The sequence below is a fragment of the Acidaminococcus sp. AM05-11 genome (assembly GCF_003472805.1).
Taxonomy (GTDB): domain Bacteria; phylum Bacillota; class Negativicutes; order Acidaminococcales; family Acidaminococcaceae; genus Acidaminococcus; species Acidaminococcus hominis.
The window spans coordinates 59,653-75,414 of record NZ_QRMX01000004.1 but is presented as its reverse complement, the minus strand read 5'-3'; the positions used below and the strand labels follow the sequence as shown (position 1 = coordinate 75,414).

Annotated in this window: 16 protein-coding genes; 10 read left to right on the top strand and 6 right to left on the bottom strand. The window is 49.4% G+C overall.

Annotation, left to right across the window (positions count from 1 at the left end; translation table 11 throughout):
- The 5 genes from DW089_RS03555 to DW089_RS03535 form a co-directional block, all read right to left on the bottom strand.
- Complete coding sequence (locus DW089_RS03555) at nucleotides 1-879, bottom strand: CoA ester lyase (RefSeq protein ID WP_199614535.1); 879 nt, start codon at nucleotides 877-879, stop codon at nucleotides 1-3.
- Nucleotides 876-1,160, bottom strand: a complete 285-nt coding sequence (locus DW089_RS03550) for a citrate lyase ACP (protein ID WP_118286786.1) — start codon at nucleotides 1,158-1,160, stop codon at nucleotides 876-878. Before DW089_RS03550 ends, DW089_RS03555 begins: the two co-directional genes overlap by 4 nt.
- A 35-nt stretch (nucleotides 1,161-1,195) precedes the next feature.
- On the bottom strand, nucleotides 1,196-1,420 hold the full coding sequence (locus DW089_RS03545; RefSeq protein ID WP_118286785.1) for a hypothetical protein: 225 nt from the start codon (nucleotides 1,418-1,420) through the stop codon (nucleotides 1,196-1,198).
- Nucleotides 1,421-1,430: 10 nt separating this feature from the next.
- Nucleotides 1,431-2,819 carry a TRAP transporter large permease subunit gene (locus DW089_RS03540; protein ID WP_118286784.1) on the bottom strand — a complete coding sequence of 463 codons (1,389 nt, stop codon included), beginning with the start codon at nucleotides 2,817-2,819 and terminating at the stop codon, nucleotides 1,431-1,433.
- 226 nt (nucleotides 2,820-3,045) lie between these two features.
- Nucleotides 3,046-3,948 carry a LysR family transcriptional regulator gene (locus DW089_RS03535; protein ID WP_158572319.1) on the bottom strand — a complete coding sequence of 301 codons (903 nt, stop codon included), beginning with the start codon at nucleotides 3,946-3,948 and terminating at the stop codon, nucleotides 3,046-3,048.
- Nucleotides 3,949-4,323: 375 nt separating this feature from the next.
- On the opposite strand from DW089_RS03535, the gene DW089_RS03530 reads away from it, so the two are divergent.
- Nucleotides 4,324-5,139 (top strand): carbon-nitrogen hydrolase family protein, encoded by an 816-nt coding sequence (locus DW089_RS03530; protein ID WP_105326473.1) that lies wholly within the window; start codon nucleotides 4,324-4,326, stop codon nucleotides 5,137-5,139.
- Nucleotides 5,140-5,583: 444 nt separating this feature from the next.
- Nucleotides 5,584-6,612, top strand: a complete 1,029-nt coding sequence (locus tag DW089_RS03525; RefSeq protein WP_158572318.1) for an Ldh family oxidoreductase — start codon at nucleotides 5,584-5,586, stop codon at nucleotides 6,610-6,612.
- A gap of 100 nt (nucleotides 6,613-6,712) precedes the next feature.
- Here the strand turns inward: DW089_RS03525 and DW089_RS03520 are convergent, their stop codons facing one another.
- A complete protein-coding gene (locus DW089_RS03520; protein WP_158572317.1) occupies nucleotides 6,713-7,690 on the bottom strand; it encodes a LysR family transcriptional regulator in 978 nt (325 codons plus the stop codon).
- 144 nt (nucleotides 7,691-7,834) lie between these two features.
- Between DW089_RS03520 and DW089_RS03515 the strand changes: the two genes are divergently transcribed.
- The 8 genes from DW089_RS03515 to DW089_RS03480 all read left to right on the top strand — a co-directional run bounded on the left by DW089_RS03515 (nucleotide 7,835) and on the right by DW089_RS03480 (nucleotide 15,715).
- Nucleotides 7,835-8,401 carry an HD domain-containing protein gene (locus DW089_RS03515; RefSeq protein ID WP_118286781.1) on the top strand — a complete coding sequence of 189 codons (567 nt, stop codon included), beginning with the start codon at nucleotides 7,835-7,837 and terminating at the stop codon, nucleotides 8,399-8,401.
- Between the two features lie 17 nt (nucleotides 8,402-8,418).
- A complete protein-coding gene (locus DW089_RS03510) occupies nucleotides 8,419-9,426 on the top strand; it encodes a tripartite tricarboxylate transporter substrate binding protein (RefSeq protein ID WP_118286780.1) in 1,008 nt (335 codons plus the stop codon).
- Nucleotides 9,427-9,497: 71 nt separating this feature from the next.
- Nucleotides 9,498-9,920 carry a tripartite tricarboxylate transporter TctB family protein gene (locus tag DW089_RS03505; protein ID WP_118286779.1) on the top strand — a complete coding sequence of 141 codons (423 nt, stop codon included), beginning with the start codon at nucleotides 9,498-9,500 and terminating at the stop codon, nucleotides 9,918-9,920.
- 42 nt (nucleotides 9,921-9,962) lie between these two features.
- Nucleotides 9,963-11,438, top strand: coding sequence for a tripartite tricarboxylate transporter permease (locus DW089_RS03500; protein ID WP_199614533.1), 1,476 nt, complete (start codon nucleotides 9,963-9,965; stop codon nucleotides 11,436-11,438).
- Nucleotides 11,439-11,600: 162 nt separating this feature from the next.
- Complete coding sequence (locus DW089_RS03495; RefSeq protein ID WP_105326470.1) at nucleotides 11,601-12,602, top strand: 4-hydroxy-2-oxovalerate aldolase; 1,002 nt, start codon at nucleotides 11,601-11,603, stop codon at nucleotides 12,600-12,602.
- Nucleotides 12,603-12,627: 25 nt separating this feature from the next.
- Nucleotides 12,628-13,590, top strand: coding sequence for an NAD(P)-dependent oxidoreductase (locus DW089_RS03490; RefSeq protein WP_105326469.1), 963 nt, complete (start codon nucleotides 12,628-12,630; stop codon nucleotides 13,588-13,590).
- 294 nt (nucleotides 13,591-13,884) lie between these two features.
- Nucleotides 13,885-14,685 (top strand): aldo/keto reductase, encoded by an 801-nt coding sequence (locus DW089_RS03485; protein WP_105326527.1) that lies wholly within the window; start codon nucleotides 13,885-13,887, stop codon nucleotides 14,683-14,685.
- A gap of 67 nt (nucleotides 14,686-14,752) precedes the next feature.
- Nucleotides 14,753-15,715 (top strand): aldo/keto reductase, encoded by a 963-nt coding sequence (locus DW089_RS03480; RefSeq protein ID WP_118286777.1) that lies wholly within the window; start codon nucleotides 14,753-14,755, stop codon nucleotides 15,713-15,715.
- The last annotated feature ends 47 nt before the right edge of the window (nucleotides 15,716-15,762 follow it).

Below are 15,762 nucleotides of genomic sequence, written 5' to 3'. Positions count from 1 at the left end.
TTAAACCTCTTTTCCAGCAGCCTTGGCATAGGCCAGCGTATCCTTGGCACGGGTTACGATGGGCATATCAATCATTTTGCCGTCCAGGGCAACTACGCCGGAAGCATTGGCCATAGCTTCTTCATATACGGCTACTACCTTCTTGGCGTGTTCAATTTCTTGATCCGTAGGGGTATAGACCTCATGCACCAGGGGAATCTGGTTGGGATGGATGCAGGACTTGCAGGTGAAGCCCAGCATTTTGCCAAAGGCCACATCGGCCTTGAAGCCTTCCGGATCCTTGAAATTACTGTTGACGTAATCCATGGGGATGACTTTGGCGGCATGGGCACACAGGGAAATCTGGTTCCGGGCGAACAGGATTTCCTGGGCATCTTCCCGGCGGCTCATGCGCATATCGGTGCGGAAGTCTTCTGCACCCAGGCCAATGGCAAACATCCGGGGAGAGGCGGTGGCAATTTCATAGGCGTTGTAGACGCCCAGAGCTGTTTCAATGGTGGCGGCAATCTTAATGGTTCCTACGGGAATGCCAGCCAGTTCTTCCTGCTGGGTCAAAAGCGCATCCAACTGCTGGATGTTCTCCTTGGTTTCCGATTTGGGCAACCGGAGAAAGTCGGGCTTTAAGGGAACCAGGGCCTTGACGTCGTCTTCATAGTAGGGCGTATCCTGGCCGTTGATGCGGATACCAATGCGGCAGTCCGGACGGTGGGCCTTCAAGAAGCGGCACAGCAGGTCCCGGGCAGCATCTTTTTCGTAAATGGAAACCGCATCTTCCAGGTCATAAATCAGGCAGTCGGCACCATAAATCTCGGCCTTGGCAATTTTTCCCGGAGCGTTGCCGGGGACAAAGAACATGGTTCTGTACAGGGAATTGATCATTTTGCCGCCTCCTCTTTTTTCAAAGCACGTTTGACGGCGGTTTCGGTCCGGGCCAGGATGGCGAAATCCCAGGCTCCCAAATCCTCCACTTCTACTTTGGCGCCCTGGATTTGATACTCATCCAGGACCTGGTTTACGTCAGCGCGGATGGCGTCACCAAATTTTTTTTCTACTTTGCTGTGCACCTCAATTTCCCGGGTGGTTCCGCCCAGTTCCAGGCGCAGCAGGAGATCATGCTTGGCATTGCTGCCAGCCGTGACCATTTTGTCTGTAAATTCCATGAGAACATGGCCTCCTTATCAAGTTGGAACTATTGTCAGGCCTTTTTTACATAGCTGTAGATAAAGGCTGCAAACATACACAAACTGGATGCATTGGATGCCCAAGGGTACAGCAGCTTTCTGATGTAGACCAGTTGGCTGCCATTGCCCATGAAAATGGAAACGAGCTGTACCAATACAATGATGATGCCCAAAAGCATGAACAGGGGCATGGTGATCAGGAATACTTCTGCACACAAAGCTTTCAACGTTTTTTCCATGCTAGTCACCTCACGCACCAATAACCGGAATGATCCGAGCCATAATCAAAATGGCAATGAGCATAATGGGGAATACAAAGTAAATCAAGATGGGCTTGAAAATCTTGGAAGGGTCTTCCAGCCCTGCGATACCGCTGGCAATGTACAGGGGCGCAGCGTTGGGAGGAATGGCACCTTCATTGGAAATCAGGTTCAGAAAAGCAACACAGCAAACTACCGGCGGCAGGCCGATGGAGCGCAGGGCTGCATATACGGCAGCACCCAAAGCGCTGGTGGTAGCAGTACCGGAGAACGGGCCGTCCATCATGGTAATCAGAACGGCGATAACGACAATGACGAGGAAGGGAGAATAGGCTCCCAAGTGGGCAAAAATATTTTTGACTTCTTCCGTCATGCCCAGTTTGTTTAGTACACCGGAAGCAGCAAAGGCCGTGAACAGCAGCATGCCCACATCGGCATAGCGGCCAATGGATTCTTCAATCAGTTCTTTCCAGCCGGAAATGGTGTGGGGCAGATGGCTCCAGCCTTCAATGATGGTAAAGATGGACATACAAATGGGAATCCAGAACACAATGGAAATGGATTTAAAGGCTTTGGGGAAAGAGGCGTTCATAGTTGCCTTGACCCAATCCCCTACGGGACCCATGGTGAAAATCAGGGGTACCAAAACGCCCAGGAAAATCAGGAGGGAAGAACCATTTTCTTTCAGGGCCCGGCCAAAGGGAATAATCTGTTCTTTGGGAATGGGTTTCAGACCATCCTTTTTGGCAAAGTAATAGACAACGGCCAACCGGTAGGCCAGAATAATGGCACCAGCGCCCAGCAGAGCCACATACAAGGTGCCGCCAGAAAGCTCAGAAGCAATGCTGTCCATACCTAAAAGCAAAAGCATGGAGGTGGAAGGTGGGAAAATCATGCCCATGCCGGCGTTGCCAGCGCAGATTAAGGTAGCCCGTTCTACGGACCAACCGGTTTGCATCATCCAGGGAATGGTGATGGAACCAATGGCTGCGGCGTTGCCGGAACCGGAACCAGAAACCATGCCGAACAGGGCAGAACCGATGGTGGAAACGTAGCCGCTGCCGCCGGCAAAACGGCCGATAACGCTGTTTAAGATATTAACCAAGCGCATAATAACGCCGGTTTTTTCCATCAGGTAGGACATGAAAACGAATGCCATGGCGGCGTAAACCACTTCGGCATGGATCCCGTAGGAAAAGCTGTCTTTAAAGACGGCACCAATGGAATGTTTAGAAAAAAGACCTGCGACAACGACAATGACCAGATAAGACCACATCATGGCTTCGGAAGCCCGCCGTTTCAAACCGACGTTGAGAACCAGGATGATGGCAACATAAAGAACCAGGGAAATAATGCCAAGACCAATCATGCTGCTCATATTACTGCTCCTTTCAGAACTAAAATCTGTTTTACCGAAGCTTGGGCGCGCACCAAACTAACTTGATGGTTTCATCTTATCTGAATATTAAAAAATTGTATAATGGTATGTTTGTATATTCATCATAACTGCTGGTTATTGTAAGTGCGACAACGAGGAGTGTTTAGACATAAAAAAGGCAGCGGAGAATATCCGCTGCATAATAGCAATTTGTAGCTTGTAAAAACTAAACTTCTTTGGCTGCTTCGTGAAGGGAAAGAAAGCTTTCAAAGGGATGCTCTTGGATAAAGGCAAGAAAATCCTTTTTAATACGAGAGTTTACTTCTTTTTCCTTGAAAATCAAATAAGTATGCCGCTGTATGGGCTTTCCATCTTTATCGTTAAGTACTAGCTGGTGGATGGGAAGATCCTTGGGAATCAGCACGGAAGGCAACAGACCAAAACCCAAGCCCTGAAAAACCATTTCACAGCACAGGTCCAAACTGCTGACCTGGACATCAATATGGGGAGGGGTAGAGAAGTTATTGCTCCACCATAAATCCAGCATCTTCATATAATAGGCATCCGTGGTGTAGGCTACCCGGTTCATATGGGATAAATCTTTTAGGGCAAAGGGTTGGCGGCAGGCTGCTACAATGTGGTTGGTGGTCAGCAGAAGCATGCCTGCATCATCCCAGCCAAAATCATTGCGCAAAAAGCCAAAGTCACATTGGTTGTTGTTCATGAGGGAAACCACCTTGCTGCTGGGGGCCATGGTAATGAGAAAGCGTGCCTTAGGGTGGATTTTCTTAAATTTCCGGATGATGGAAGGCAGATAATATTCGCAGATGATGTTGGGCGCTGTGAGCCGCAGCACGCTGAGATTTTTGTTGTCGATTTCGGCTAGCCGTTTCGTCAGTTGGTCAAAACGGTTTAAGGCATCGTCTGCAAATAGGGCTGCTTCAATGCCCGTGGGGGTTAAGGTGATACCCTTGTTGCTGCTTTCTACCAGCTGCGTATTCAGTTCCTTCTCCATATGCTTGATCCGCTTGGTCAGGGCCGGCTGGGACATGAATAGGGCATTGGCAGTTTTGGTGATGTTCTTAAAATCACTGAGATACTTCAAAATCAATAAATCACGATTATCCATGGTTTCCTCCCTGGATTGGGTTCCCTGCTGTAAGGCTGATGACATTACATCGATTGGTGTCAATACAATTGTAGCAGAGAAGGGGATGGTGTAACAATAAGAAATCTAGGTATAGAAGTCTTAGGGAGTCCTTATTGCGGTGAAAAAAGTCACAGTTATTACATTTCATACGGGACTTGAGCGCTGGCATTGCAGGCTGGACGTACGGCGTGAGGGCTAGGAGTACAGTTAAGAAGGAAAAGCTTCTCTTATAGGAACCGTCCATTCCAAATAGTCAAAATATAAATAATTTATTGGTTGACGAAACCGGCAAAGTGTGGAAAAATTAAGAAAGATGGCGTAAATCAATCGCGTTGAGGGAGGAAAGCTAACAATATGAAAAGTACATTTGTGATGGCTCAATTACAAGCGCTTCCAGATCCTAAAGATAATTTGGAGAAGGCAGAACAGGCAATTAAAGATGCAAAAGCCCAATATAACCCGGACTTTATGGTGTTCCCGGAACGGTTTATGTTCCAATATCCGGAAGGAACGGATCGGAAGACCATTCTTTCTGCATCCCAGCCCATCAATGGTCCCTTTGTTACGGCTATGAGAAAGTTAGCCAAGGAATACGGGGTCTGGATGGTCTTTGGCATGAACGAAACGGTGCATGATGATAATGATGACCGGAACTACAATACCAGTGTTATGGTGGACAACAACGGGGAAATCAAAGGTACCTACAGAAAGACCCATTTGTATGATGCTTTTGGCCACCAGGAATCTGCTGATACGAAACCGGGGAATGAACTGTTCAACCCGGTAATGACGCCTTTTGGCAAGATTGGGATGTTCCTGTGCTACGAAATCCGCTTCCCGGAAGTGGCCCGGGACCAGACGGCCAAAGGGGCTGACATTATCATTATGCCGGCAGCCTGGGCCAAAGGGGATTTGAAGAGCCTGCATTTCAAGACCCTGATTACCTCCAGAGCCGTAGAAAACACGGTGTACGTGCTGGCCTGCGACCAATGCGGCCCGTCCTATCTGGGCGAAAGCATTGCTGTAGATCCTATGGGCGTATCCGTGGGCGGCGGCAGTGAAGAAGAAGAACTGATTCCCGTCCGGATTGATACCGACCGGATCAAGAGCGTACGGAAAAAGCTCCCCTCCTTCAAGAACCGGAGACCGGACGTATATCTGGTAAAATAAACGGGAAACGCTGGAAAACTGCATAAATAAAAAACATCGCCGGAAAGGTCTAGCCCTTTCCGGCGATGTTTTTTTTATTGCTGGGCGGCAGGTGAGAATCAAAAAATTGCGTTTTTTTGGTTCTCACCTGCCGCTTTCCCGGTTGAAATGATAAAAATTGCGTTTTTTTGTATTTCAACTTAGGATTCTGAGGAAGGCTGGAAACTATGCCAATTCGTTATCTATAAAAATAACATGGTAAACCAAGCTGGCTATGGCAGGTATTATACGAAGAACGCTGCTGTTCCGCTTTCTTTGCTGCAGCGTCAATTTTTAGGTTGTGCAATTCCCTCGGAAAAACTGTTTGTGGGTTTAAATAGAAGATGCTAGGATTTAAGAAGCAGAGAATCATCTCTTGGACTCCGCATGGACTAAAAAAAACTGGGGGAAAGGCGTGTGGTAGGCATGGAAGAACGGGTAGCGGTGTCACTGGAAGAAGCCAAAGAAACGGCTGTCTCCATTTTGGAAGGGCTGGGAGTTCCTGCCAAGGACGCGGAAATAACCGCAGAAATCTTGATTGATACAGAAGCTGGCGGGGTAGAAAGCCATGGATTAATCCGGTTAAAGGATTACGTGGACCGACTGGTAAGCGGGCAGATTGAACCGGTGCCTCAAATCAAAATCAATGAGCAGGGAGCTATTGCCCAAATTGATGGTGGTTATGGGCTGGGCCAGGTAGTTACTATGAAAGCGGCTGACGAGGCAGTGAAATTGGCCAAGTTATATGGTATTGGTGCTGCAGCTGTTCATCATTCTAACCATTTTGGCGCCGCAGGATATTATACCCGGTATATGGCGAAACAGGGCTGCCTGGGTTTTTGTTCTACTAATGCTGGCCCTACTGTAGCCCCCTATGGCGGCTTAGACCGATTGTTTGGCACCAATCCCGTATCCATAGGTTTCCCTGCAAAGAACGAAATCTTCTGTGCTGATATGGCTACCAGTGCTGTGGCCAAGGGGAAAATCCGGATTTACGCCAAGGAAGAAAAGAAGATTCCCTTTGGCTGGGCGCTGGATGCCCAAGGGCAGGATACAGATAATCCCCACGCTGCCTTAAAGGGAATCCTGCTGCCCATGCGGGAACATAAAGGGTATGGACTGGCTATGGCTGTGGATGCTATGTGCGGATTGCTGACAGGAGCCAATTTAAGCTGCGAATCTGTCTCGGTGGTGGATGCCAACCGAAAAGCGGATATCGGACACTTCCTTTACGCTGTGGATATTGCTCATTTTCTGCCGGTGGCAGAGTTTGAACAAAGGGCACAGAATTGGTTTGATAAAATCCGGGACAGCCGGCCTCGTACAGGAATGAAGATTCAGATTCCCGGGGAACCGGAAAGGGTACAGCAGCAGGTTTATGGAGATACTCTTCAGATTTTGACAAAGACCTGGAATACTGTGAAAGAGTGCTATCAAAAATATGCAAAAAAATAAGGAAGTTTAGTGATAAATAAACATAAAAATACAGCAGTTACGTAAAATGGCGTTACTGCTGTATTTTTTATAGTGATTTTAGCATAAGCGGCTGGGGTAATTAGGAAATTAGGGGGAAATCTCCTAGGTCGTTAATGATTCGTTTGTATCGATTAAATTCTTCCCGGATCAGCTGCAGCATAAATTGTGCATACTGGGGAAGCTGTTGATCCTTCAGGGTGACAATACTAACGATGGTGGAAGGCAGGTCTCCCTTGAGTTTTACAATCTGGGGCATGCCCAGAGCGACACTTTGGCTTTGCCAGCATAAGTATAGGTAAATTGGGGTAATAAGGCAGACCCCATAGGAGGCCAGCCGCAGCATCAGGCGCTGGTTGTTGGTTTCCAGTACGTGGTGGGGATAGACGGAGTGGGCGGCGTACATTTGGTCAATGGCTACGCGAATTTGGTTGGTTTCCGGCCGGTGGAAGAAGGGGAGATCCTGGAGCTCCAGAAGGTCCACGCCTTCCTTCAGGTAGTGCTGGAAATCCTGTTCTCCGGTTTCCGGCCGGTACTGCAGCAGCAGGGACTTGCTCAGGGCGCAGCACAGGTGTTCTTCCACCAGGGGTTCCACCTGGATATCCCGAGCCTCCGGCACGTTCAGGCCCACGCACAGGTCAATCTGGTGGGTGCGCAGCATGTCCAGGAGCTGGTCGCTGTTGTATTCCTTAATCTGGACTTCAATATGGGGATATTTTTCCTGGTACCGTTCCCAGATGTCCCCGAAAAAGGCTTCGCTGCGCTGGCGGGAGGCGCCAATGCGCAGGGTGCCGTAGTGGCCCTGGACCAGGTCTGCAAAGCGGTCCGTCATGTCCTTTTCTTCCCGCAGCATCTGCTGGACGTAGAACAGCATGGCTTCCCCGGCAGGGGTCAGGCGGAAGGCGGGCTTCCGCTCAAATAGGGTTACTCCGTACTTATTTTCTAGGCGTTTGATGTGGGCACTCAGGGATTGCTGGCTGATGTACAGCTTTTCTGCTGCCTTGGAAATATTGCCTTCTTTGGCAACTTCAATAAAATATTCGAATCCAAGTAAACTCATGGCTGCCTCCACAATAATAATGCTGTTAAAAAGCACACTAAATACTGTTTCATCATTGAACTCATTCATGATACCATAAAATCAGAAAAATAAAAATATAGGTAGAGGAAATTGGTAAAAAGATCCTGGAAGAGAGGGGCGAAAATGGTGGATACAAAGTTTATTGCTGATTTGTTTCCAGAACTAGAGGAGATTCAGGACGATAATCTCAAAAAACTGACTGTTGAAGCGATTTTGAAATCCGCACAAGAAGGAGGTTGGAATGAGCAAACCATTCATGATGTACCGGTAACCATCAATTGGGATGTGAAATGTTCTCTGATTGAACATGTAAGAACGGTAACCCAAATGTGTATAGCTGAATTTGCCATCATGGAAAAGTTTTATCAACGCAACCATATTTCCTTTAAGCGGGATTATGTAGTGGCGGGAGCCTTGCTCCATGATATTGGCAAGTTTCTGGAATTTGCACCGGATAAAGACGGAGGAATTACCCATTCGGAAGTAGCAGCTTATATGAGACATCCTATTTTGGGTGCTCTAGTGGCTGATCGGGTAGGGCTCCCTAAAGAATTGGTACATTTGATTGCGGCACATTCTTTTGAAGGAGATAAAAGCACGCAAACGGCAGAATCTGATTTTGTAAGGCAAATTGATATGTTTGTTTTTCACGGAACGGTATTTGGCCTGGAAAAAAAGGCTCATAAATAATTGGAGGAGGAATTGTTATGAAGTTGGGTTCGCTGAAAAAACTCGGGGTTGTAGCACTGTCTCTCATGTGTCTGTTGGGAACGGCCGCTTGCGGCAAGCAGACTGCATCTAAAGAAGATGCATCCAAGTTCCCTAGCCGGTCTATTAAGATGCTGGTACCTTGGAGCGCCGGCGGTGGTTCTGATATCGCTGTTCGTACATTGGTGCCTTACCTGGAAAAGAATCTGGGGGCACAGATTACGGTAGTGAATATGACCGGTGCTAATGGCTGGGTTGCCTGGAAGGAATTGGCAAAATCTGCTCCTGATGGCTATACCATCGCACAGATGAATATTCCAACCGTATATTCTGGCTATCTGGATCCGCAGCAAAAACGGAAAGAAAACCTGGACAGCTTCCGTTTTGTAGCCAACGAAATCAGTGATGATGGCTGCCTAGTGGTAAGCGCAAAGAATGATAAGTTTAAAGATCTGCCAAGCTTTATCGAATATGCCAAGAACAATGAAGTCCTGGCCGGCGATAATGGCGTAGGCACCAACAAACATTTGCTGGCTGTTGCTTTGAATGAAGACATCAAGGGACTGAAAATTAAATACGTGCATCAGGCTGGCTGGTCTGATACGTATTCTGCTCTGCTGGGCGGTCACGTTGATGTAGGCTGGGGTTCTGTAGGTGAAACCCTGCAAGGCTATAAAGATGGTGAAGTAAAGGTTCTGTGCGTATTTGCTAATAAGCGGTCTCCGCTGATGCCGAATGTGCCGACTTTCAATGAACTGATGCCTGGCTATAACATCACTTCTCCTTCCGATAGAGGCTTTGCTCTTCCCAAAGGCGTAGATGATGCCATTTACAACAAATGGGTAGATGCCATGAACAAATCCATCAATGATCCTGAATTCAAACAGAAGATGGAAGCTTTGGGCCAAAGCGTCAACTACATGGGCGGTCAGGAATACACCGACTATGTAAAGAAGGAAGAAGGCAATATGAAGAAGTTTGCCAAGATTCTGGGCTGGGAAAAATAACGGGGAGCAAAAGCCCCATTGCATGTCGTGGACTTGTAATGGGGCTTTTCCCATAACTAAGGAGGAAAACTATGAGCTCAAAGCGTTTCAATGGTGATGTGGGAACAGGCCTTGTCCTGTTGGCCATCGAAATATTTTTCTACGTAATGTCCCTGGACTTTATCAATCCGGACGCCGCCCGGTGGCCGAAGGCAATCTTATTGATTTCCGCTATTTTATCGATTTTGCTTGTTATCAGTGGACTGCGGGAAACTGATTATGTAGCGCCAGAGTACAAATCCTTGAAAGCACCACTGATTACTTTAATTATGATTACACTTTATGCAGTAGCCATGGATTTGACTGGATTCTTCGTATCCACGATTATTTTCTGCCCCTTAGGCATGTATATGCTGGGACAAAGAAACTGGAAAGCTATGATTGGTGTACCGGTTTTGCTGGATGTATTTGTCTATGTGCTATTCGTTACGCAGCTGCAGCTGCAGATGCCATAATAAGAGGGTGAAAAAATGTTTGAGACAGTCTTATCAAATTTGATGACGCTGGAAGTATGGGCTGGCTTGGCCGTCGGTGTAATCGGCGGTATGGTAGTTGGCGCCATGCCTGGGCTGAGCGGTGGTATGGCCATTGCCCTGCTGCTACCTATCACGTACTCTATGAGCCCTGTGGCGGCTCTGGTTATGCTGATGGCCATTTATACTTCTGCTATGACCGGCGGTAGTATTTCCGCCATTTTGCTACACACGCCAGGTACTCCTGCCAATGCGGCAACTGCTATTGAAGGGTATCCTTTGACTAAACAGGGACGCGGCTTGGAAGCCGTAGGAATGTCTATGCTGTCTTCCGGCATTGGCGGTTTGCTCAGTGCTATTGCACTGTTGGTAATTGCTCCGCCGCTGGCTATGATCAGCTTAAAATTCTCTGAACCGGAAAGCTTTCTGATTGCTGTGTTTGGTTTGACGGTAATCGGCAGTTTGGCTGGTAAATCCATGCTGAAAGGCTTGCTGATGGGCCTGATGGGGTTGCTGCTGGCTACTATGGGTATTGATAATGTGACGGGTGTATTGAGATATACTTTTGGTGCAGATGCCATGATGAATGGTATCCAAATGGTACCCGCTCTGATTGGTTTGTTTACGGTTTCCGTTGTAATGAACAACTGCGAAGACTACAAGAATGCCAATAAATCCTTGCTGGAAAAGAGTAACGCTACCTTGGGTACCAAAATGCTGCCTACGTTGAGTGAGGTTCCCCGTTACATTTGGAACTGGCTTATCTCTTCTGTTATTGGTATTATCGTAGGCATCCTGCCGGGGGCTGGCGGCAATATTGGTTCCTGGATTGCTTATGACCAGGCAAAGAAGCGGTCCAAGCATCCGGAAGAATTTGGCCATGGTTCCTTGGATGGCCTGTGTGCCTGCGAAACTGGGAACAACGCCGTAACTGGCGGCTCTATGATCCCACTGCTCACCCTGTCCATTCCTGGCAGCCCTAACGCCGCTATTATCTTGGGCGGGCTGTTAATTCAGGGCTTGGTTCCTGGCAGTAAGTTGTTTACCGCGCAAGCTGATATTACCTATTCCATTCTGATTGGGTTTGCTCTGTCCAACATTTTGATGGTGTTTGTCGGGATGGCCATTGCCAAATATGTTGTGCATGTTACCCGTATCCCTAACTCTATCCTGATGCCGGTTATCATTCCTTTGGCACTGATTGGTTCCTATGCTATCAACGGTTCTATGTTTGATGTGGCTGTAGCTGTATTCTTCGGTGCTTTGGGCTATTTGATGGAGAAATACGATTTGTCTTCTCCGGCTCTGATTTTGGGCTTAATCTTAGGACCCACGGCTGAACGTGGCCTGATGCTGTCCTTGGTTATGGCCAAAGGCGATGTGCTGGGCTATTACTTTGGCAGACCGATTTGTGTTGGCCTGATGGTGTTGATTGTGCTGTCTCTGCTGTATCCTATGTTGGAAAAACTGAAGGCACATTTGAGAAAGGCATACAAGTAATAAACTAAGGTGTGGGTAGAAATGGTCAAAATGACCATTTCTATCGCCCTTATCACAATGAAAAAGTTGTAGAATTAAAAATAAAATACTGTTTTATTACTGTCAATAAAAGTGGTAAGTTTAAAGCAGATAAAACAGATTATAAACGGGAGGGTATTTCTTATGTTGAAAATTTTGGATTGTACGTTACGTGACGGCGGCAATGTGGTGGGCAAGGGCTTTGATGCCAATCTGACTTCTATGATGCTGAAAGCACTGATTGACTGCAATGTGGACTATATTGAAATGGGCAACTCCGGCGGCATTGGGGCCTACGAAGTGGCTGGTTTCACCAAGGCGGAAACGGATGAAAAGTACCTGGAGCTGATGCAGCCGTATGCGGCTACGGGCAAGGTGGGGATGTTCCTGAACGCCAAACGGTATCGCCAAAAATACGTGGAACTGGCTGCTGCCAATCACCTGGCTTTCCTGCGGGTGGGCGTGGATGCCGATGAACCGGATCTGGCTATTGAACCCATTAAGGTCATCAAAAAGAACGGCATGAAGGCGTTTTATTCTGCTATGAAGGCGTACATCGTTTCTCCGGAAGAACTGGCAGAATCCGCCAAGAAACTGGAAGCGGCCGGCCTGGATGAATTTACCATTATGGACTCTGCAGGCTGCATGCTGCCGGACGAAGTGGAAAAGACCGTGGAACTGCTGACCAAGAGCGTAAGCATTCCCATCGCCTTCCATTGTCATAACAACCTGGCCCTGTCTGCGGCCAATGCCTTGGCTGCCTACCGGGGCGGCGCTTCCGTACTGGACGGGGGTCTCATGGGGATGGCCAGAAGCGCTGGGAACCTGCCTACGGAAGCGGGCATTGCGGTGCTGCAAAAATACGGGGAACTGAAACACATCAACCTGTACAGCCTGCTGCAATTCATCAACGATGACTTGGAACCCATCATGAAGAAGGACCATGATTACCATAACCCCATTACGCCCTTTGACCTGGTACTGGGCATTACCGGCCTGCACTCCTCCAAGAGCGCTTTGTTCAAGAAGGTGGCAGCAGAAACGGGCGTTAACCTGTACCAGCTGATGGTGCATACGGCGGTTATTGACCGGAAGAATCCGTCTGAAGACCTGATTCGCAAGGTGGCTGGGGAAATCAAGGCATAAGCCAAGGGCTAAGGAGGTAAATGGAATGTTTGAAGTATTGCTGGCAGGGACGTTCCCTGCAGGGACTTTGGAAAGAATGCAGGCTATGGTAAAGGGTACGGACATCAACATCCGGGCCGTGGTGACCGAAGAAGAATTTGCCAAGGAAAATGACGTGGACGCCATTGTGCTGCGGATCCTGAAGATGCCGCGCCCGGTGATTGAACGCTTCTCTTCCCGGCTGAAAATGATTATGCGCTGGGGCGTGGGCTATGATGCCGTAGACGTGGCAGCAGCCCGGGAAAAGAACGTGGACGTCTGCAATACGCCGGGGGCCAATGCCTATGCGGTCAGCGAACTGGCAGTGATACTGATGCTGGCGGTGGGCCGGAAATTGATCTGCCATGAACGGAAGCTCCAGGAAGGGGTCTGGAGCCGGGAACTGTACACGGCCCAAAGCAGCTCCCTGAACCACAAGGTGGTGGGGATTGTAGGCGGCGGCAACATCGGCCGTCAGGTGGCTCAGAAGGTACAGGCCTTTGGTGCCACCACCCAGTACTATGATCCGTTCCGGCTGCCGGCAGAAATGGAAAAGGCCTTTCATATGACCTATGTGGATTATGATACCCTGCTGGCCACTTCCGATGTGATTACCTACCATGTGCCCCTGACTGACGGCACCAAGCATATGCTGAACGCCGACAATATCAAGCAGGTGAAGGACGGCGCCATTGTCATCAATACTGCCCGGAGCGGCATTGTGGACGACAGCGTGCTTGTGGAAGCTGTAAAGAGCGGTAAACTGAATGGCGCTGGTCTGGACTGCACCGAGGAATCCCCCATTTCCAAGGAGAACCCGCTGCTCCACGACCCCAACATTGTGGTAACGCCCCATATTGGCGGCACCACCAATGATATCTCCGATTCTATTATGCCCATGATTGTAGAAAATCTGAAGCGGCTGGCGAATGGAGAAGCACCGAAGTACGTGGTGAATCCGGCAAAGTAAGCTTGAAATAAAAAACACTCCTCCTTTATAAAAAGAGACTGCTTGGCAGAAAGTTTTTCGTGCCAGGCAGTCTCTTTTGTCGGCTGCTGGGAGCGGGACGCAGTTGGGGCTTTTGGTATTATCATTCGAAAAAAGCATAATGAAAAATGACGGATTGCTATTTTGCATTTTGCAGAGTGGGTTTTATAATGGAATTAGAATTGTGCGCTGGCGCCTGGGAGCGGGTTTGGCTCTCCCGGCAGCTGCGTGCAAAACGGCGGCAACGCTTTCAGGGTTGCCGGGAAAGGGGCAGGAATGGAATATTTTACGCTGAATAATGGGGTGAAGCTGCCAGCGGTGGGATTTGGAACCTGGGATGTACGGGGTGAGGCCGGCAAACAGGTGATTCTAACGGCGCTGGAGGTGGGCTATCGTCTAATCGATACGGCCCAAATGTACGGGAACGAGGAAATTGTGGGGCAGGCGGTACGGGAAAGCGGCCTTGCCAGGAAAGACGTCTTTATTACTACCAAGCTCTATCGTCCCAGCTGCAGCTACCAAAAGGCCAAGGAGGGCATTGCCAAATCCCTGGAAGCGCTGCAAACGGACTATCTTGATCTGCTGCTGATTCATGAACCCTACGAGCAGGCGCTGGAAATGTACGAAGCCCTAAAGGAAGCCTATGCAGCAGGCAAAGTTCGGGCCATTGGCATATCCAATTTTGAACCTAAAGCTTACGACTGGTTCCTGAAACAGTGTGGGCTGGTGCCTGCGGTCAATCAGGTGGAAGCCCATGTGTATTATCCGCAGCTGGAACTCAAGGCGCAGCTGGACCGCCAGGGCACGCAGATGCAGTCCTGGGGGCCTTTTACCGAGGGGCGGCATAATATCTTTGCCCAGCCGCTGCTGAACCAGATTGGGGAAAAATACGGCAAGACGGCCGGCCAAACGGCGCTGCGCTATCTGCTTCAGAACGGGATTGCTGTAATTCCCAAATCGGTGCACCGGGAGCGTATGGAGGAGAACCTGCATTGTTTGGATTTCCAACTGACGCCGGAGGATATGGCCCAGCTTAGCACGTTGAACGAAGGCCGTTCCTTGTTTGGGTGGTATTAAGGACCTTGACGGGCCGGGCAGAATCTCGGTCGTCTTGGGCTGACAAGTCATTTATGGGAGGCATAGCATGAAAAAACTCTTAACGATGACCCTGACGCTGCTGCTGGTGCTGGGGCTGACGGCCTGCGGCCAAACGACCCAGGGTAATTCGGCTGGCAGCAAGGCGGCTGCGCCTGCGGTCGGAGAAAAGACGGCGGCTGGGGAAACCAATCCCGGCCATTTTGATTTGAAAGCTGGCACGGTGACGCTCAACAGCGGCTATAAAATGCCCATTATGGGTATGGGGACCTATTCCCTCAGCGACCAGGTGTGCTACGATTCCATTACTACTTTCCTCAAAGCGGGAGGGCGGCTGATCGACACGGCCTACGCCTACAACAACGAGGCCGCAGTGGGTCGGGCCATCCGGGACAGCGGGGTGCCCCGGGAGGAAATCTTTGTGATTACCAAGCTGTATCCCAGCCAGTATGGGGACCCTGAGGCGGCCATTACCCAGGCGCTCAATACCCTGAATATCGGTTATATCGACATGCTGCTGCTGCACCATCCCGGGGAAGGGGATGTGAAAGCCTACCAGGCCATGGAAAAGGCGGTGGCAGCGGGGAAAATCCACTCCATTGGCTTGTCCAACTGGTACCAGGCGGAGCTGGAGAAATTCCTGCCCCAGGTGCAGATTACGCCGGCCCTGGTGCAAAACGAAATCCATCCCTATTACCAGGAGCCGGACGTGGTGCCCTATATCCAGAAACTGGGTATTACGGTCCAGGGCTGGTATCCGTTGGGCGGCCGGGGGCATAACCAGGAACTGCTGGGGGATAAGACCCTGGCGGCCATTGCCAAAGCCCACGGGGTTACGCCTGTCCAGGTGATTCTCCGGTGGAATCTCCAGCGGGGCGTGGTGGTGATTCCCGGTTCCAGCAATCCCAAGCATATCAGGGAAAATCTGGATTTGTTGGGCTTTAGCCTGACGGACGAGGAAATGGCGAAAATTGCGGCACTGAATCGGAACGAGAAACACGATTGGTATTAAAAAAACTGCGCGGCACGAACAGACTTCGTGTCACGCAGTTTTTTTGC

Coding starts and splice junctions, on each gene's coding strand:
- DW089_RS03555 (WP_199614535.1), bottom strand. CDS start 879: ATGATCAATTCCCTGTACAGAACCATGTTCTTTGTCCCCGGCAACGCT.
- DW089_RS03550 (WP_118286786.1), bottom strand. CDS start 1,160: ATGGAATTTACAGACAAAATGGTCACGGCTGGCAGCAATGCCAAGCAT.
- DW089_RS03545 (WP_118286785.1), bottom strand. CDS start 1,420: ATGGAAAAAACGTTGAAAGCTTTGTGTGCAGAAGTATTCCTGATCACC.
- DW089_RS03540 (WP_118286784.1), bottom strand. CDS start 2,819: ATGAGCAGCATGATTGGTCTTGGCATTATTTCCCTGGTTCTTTATGTT.
- DW089_RS03535 (WP_158572319.1), bottom strand. CDS start 3,948: ATGGATAATCGTGATTTATTGATTTTGAAGTATCTCAGTGATTTTAAG.
- DW089_RS03530 (WP_105326473.1), top strand. CDS start 4,324: ATGAAAAGTACATTTGTGATGGCTCAATTACAAGCGCTTCCAGATCCT.
- DW089_RS03525 (WP_158572318.1), top strand. CDS start 5,584: ATGGAAGAACGGGTAGCGGTGTCACTGGAAGAAGCCAAAGAAACGGCT.
- DW089_RS03520 (WP_158572317.1), bottom strand. CDS start 7,690: ATGAGTTTACTTGGATTCGAATATTTTATTGAAGTTGCCAAAGAAGGC.
- DW089_RS03515 (WP_118286781.1), top strand. CDS start 7,835: ATGGTGGATACAAAGTTTATTGCTGATTTGTTTCCAGAACTAGAGGAG.
- DW089_RS03510 (WP_118286780.1), top strand. CDS start 8,419: ATGAAGTTGGGTTCGCTGAAAAAACTCGGGGTTGTAGCACTGTCTCTC.
- DW089_RS03505 (WP_118286779.1), top strand. CDS start 9,498: ATGAGCTCAAAGCGTTTCAATGGTGATGTGGGAACAGGCCTTGTCCTG.
- DW089_RS03500 (WP_199614533.1), top strand. CDS start 9,963: ATGACGCTGGAAGTATGGGCTGGCTTGGCCGTCGGTGTAATCGGCGGT.
- DW089_RS03495 (WP_105326470.1), top strand. CDS start 11,601: ATGTTGAAAATTTTGGATTGTACGTTACGTGACGGCGGCAATGTGGTG.
- DW089_RS03490 (WP_105326469.1), top strand. CDS start 12,628: ATGTTTGAAGTATTGCTGGCAGGGACGTTCCCTGCAGGGACTTTGGAA.
- DW089_RS03485 (WP_105326527.1), top strand. CDS start 13,885: ATGGAATATTTTACGCTGAATAATGGGGTGAAGCTGCCAGCGGTGGGA.
- DW089_RS03480 (WP_118286777.1), top strand. CDS start 14,753: ATGAAAAAACTCTTAACGATGACCCTGACGCTGCTGCTGGTGCTGGGG.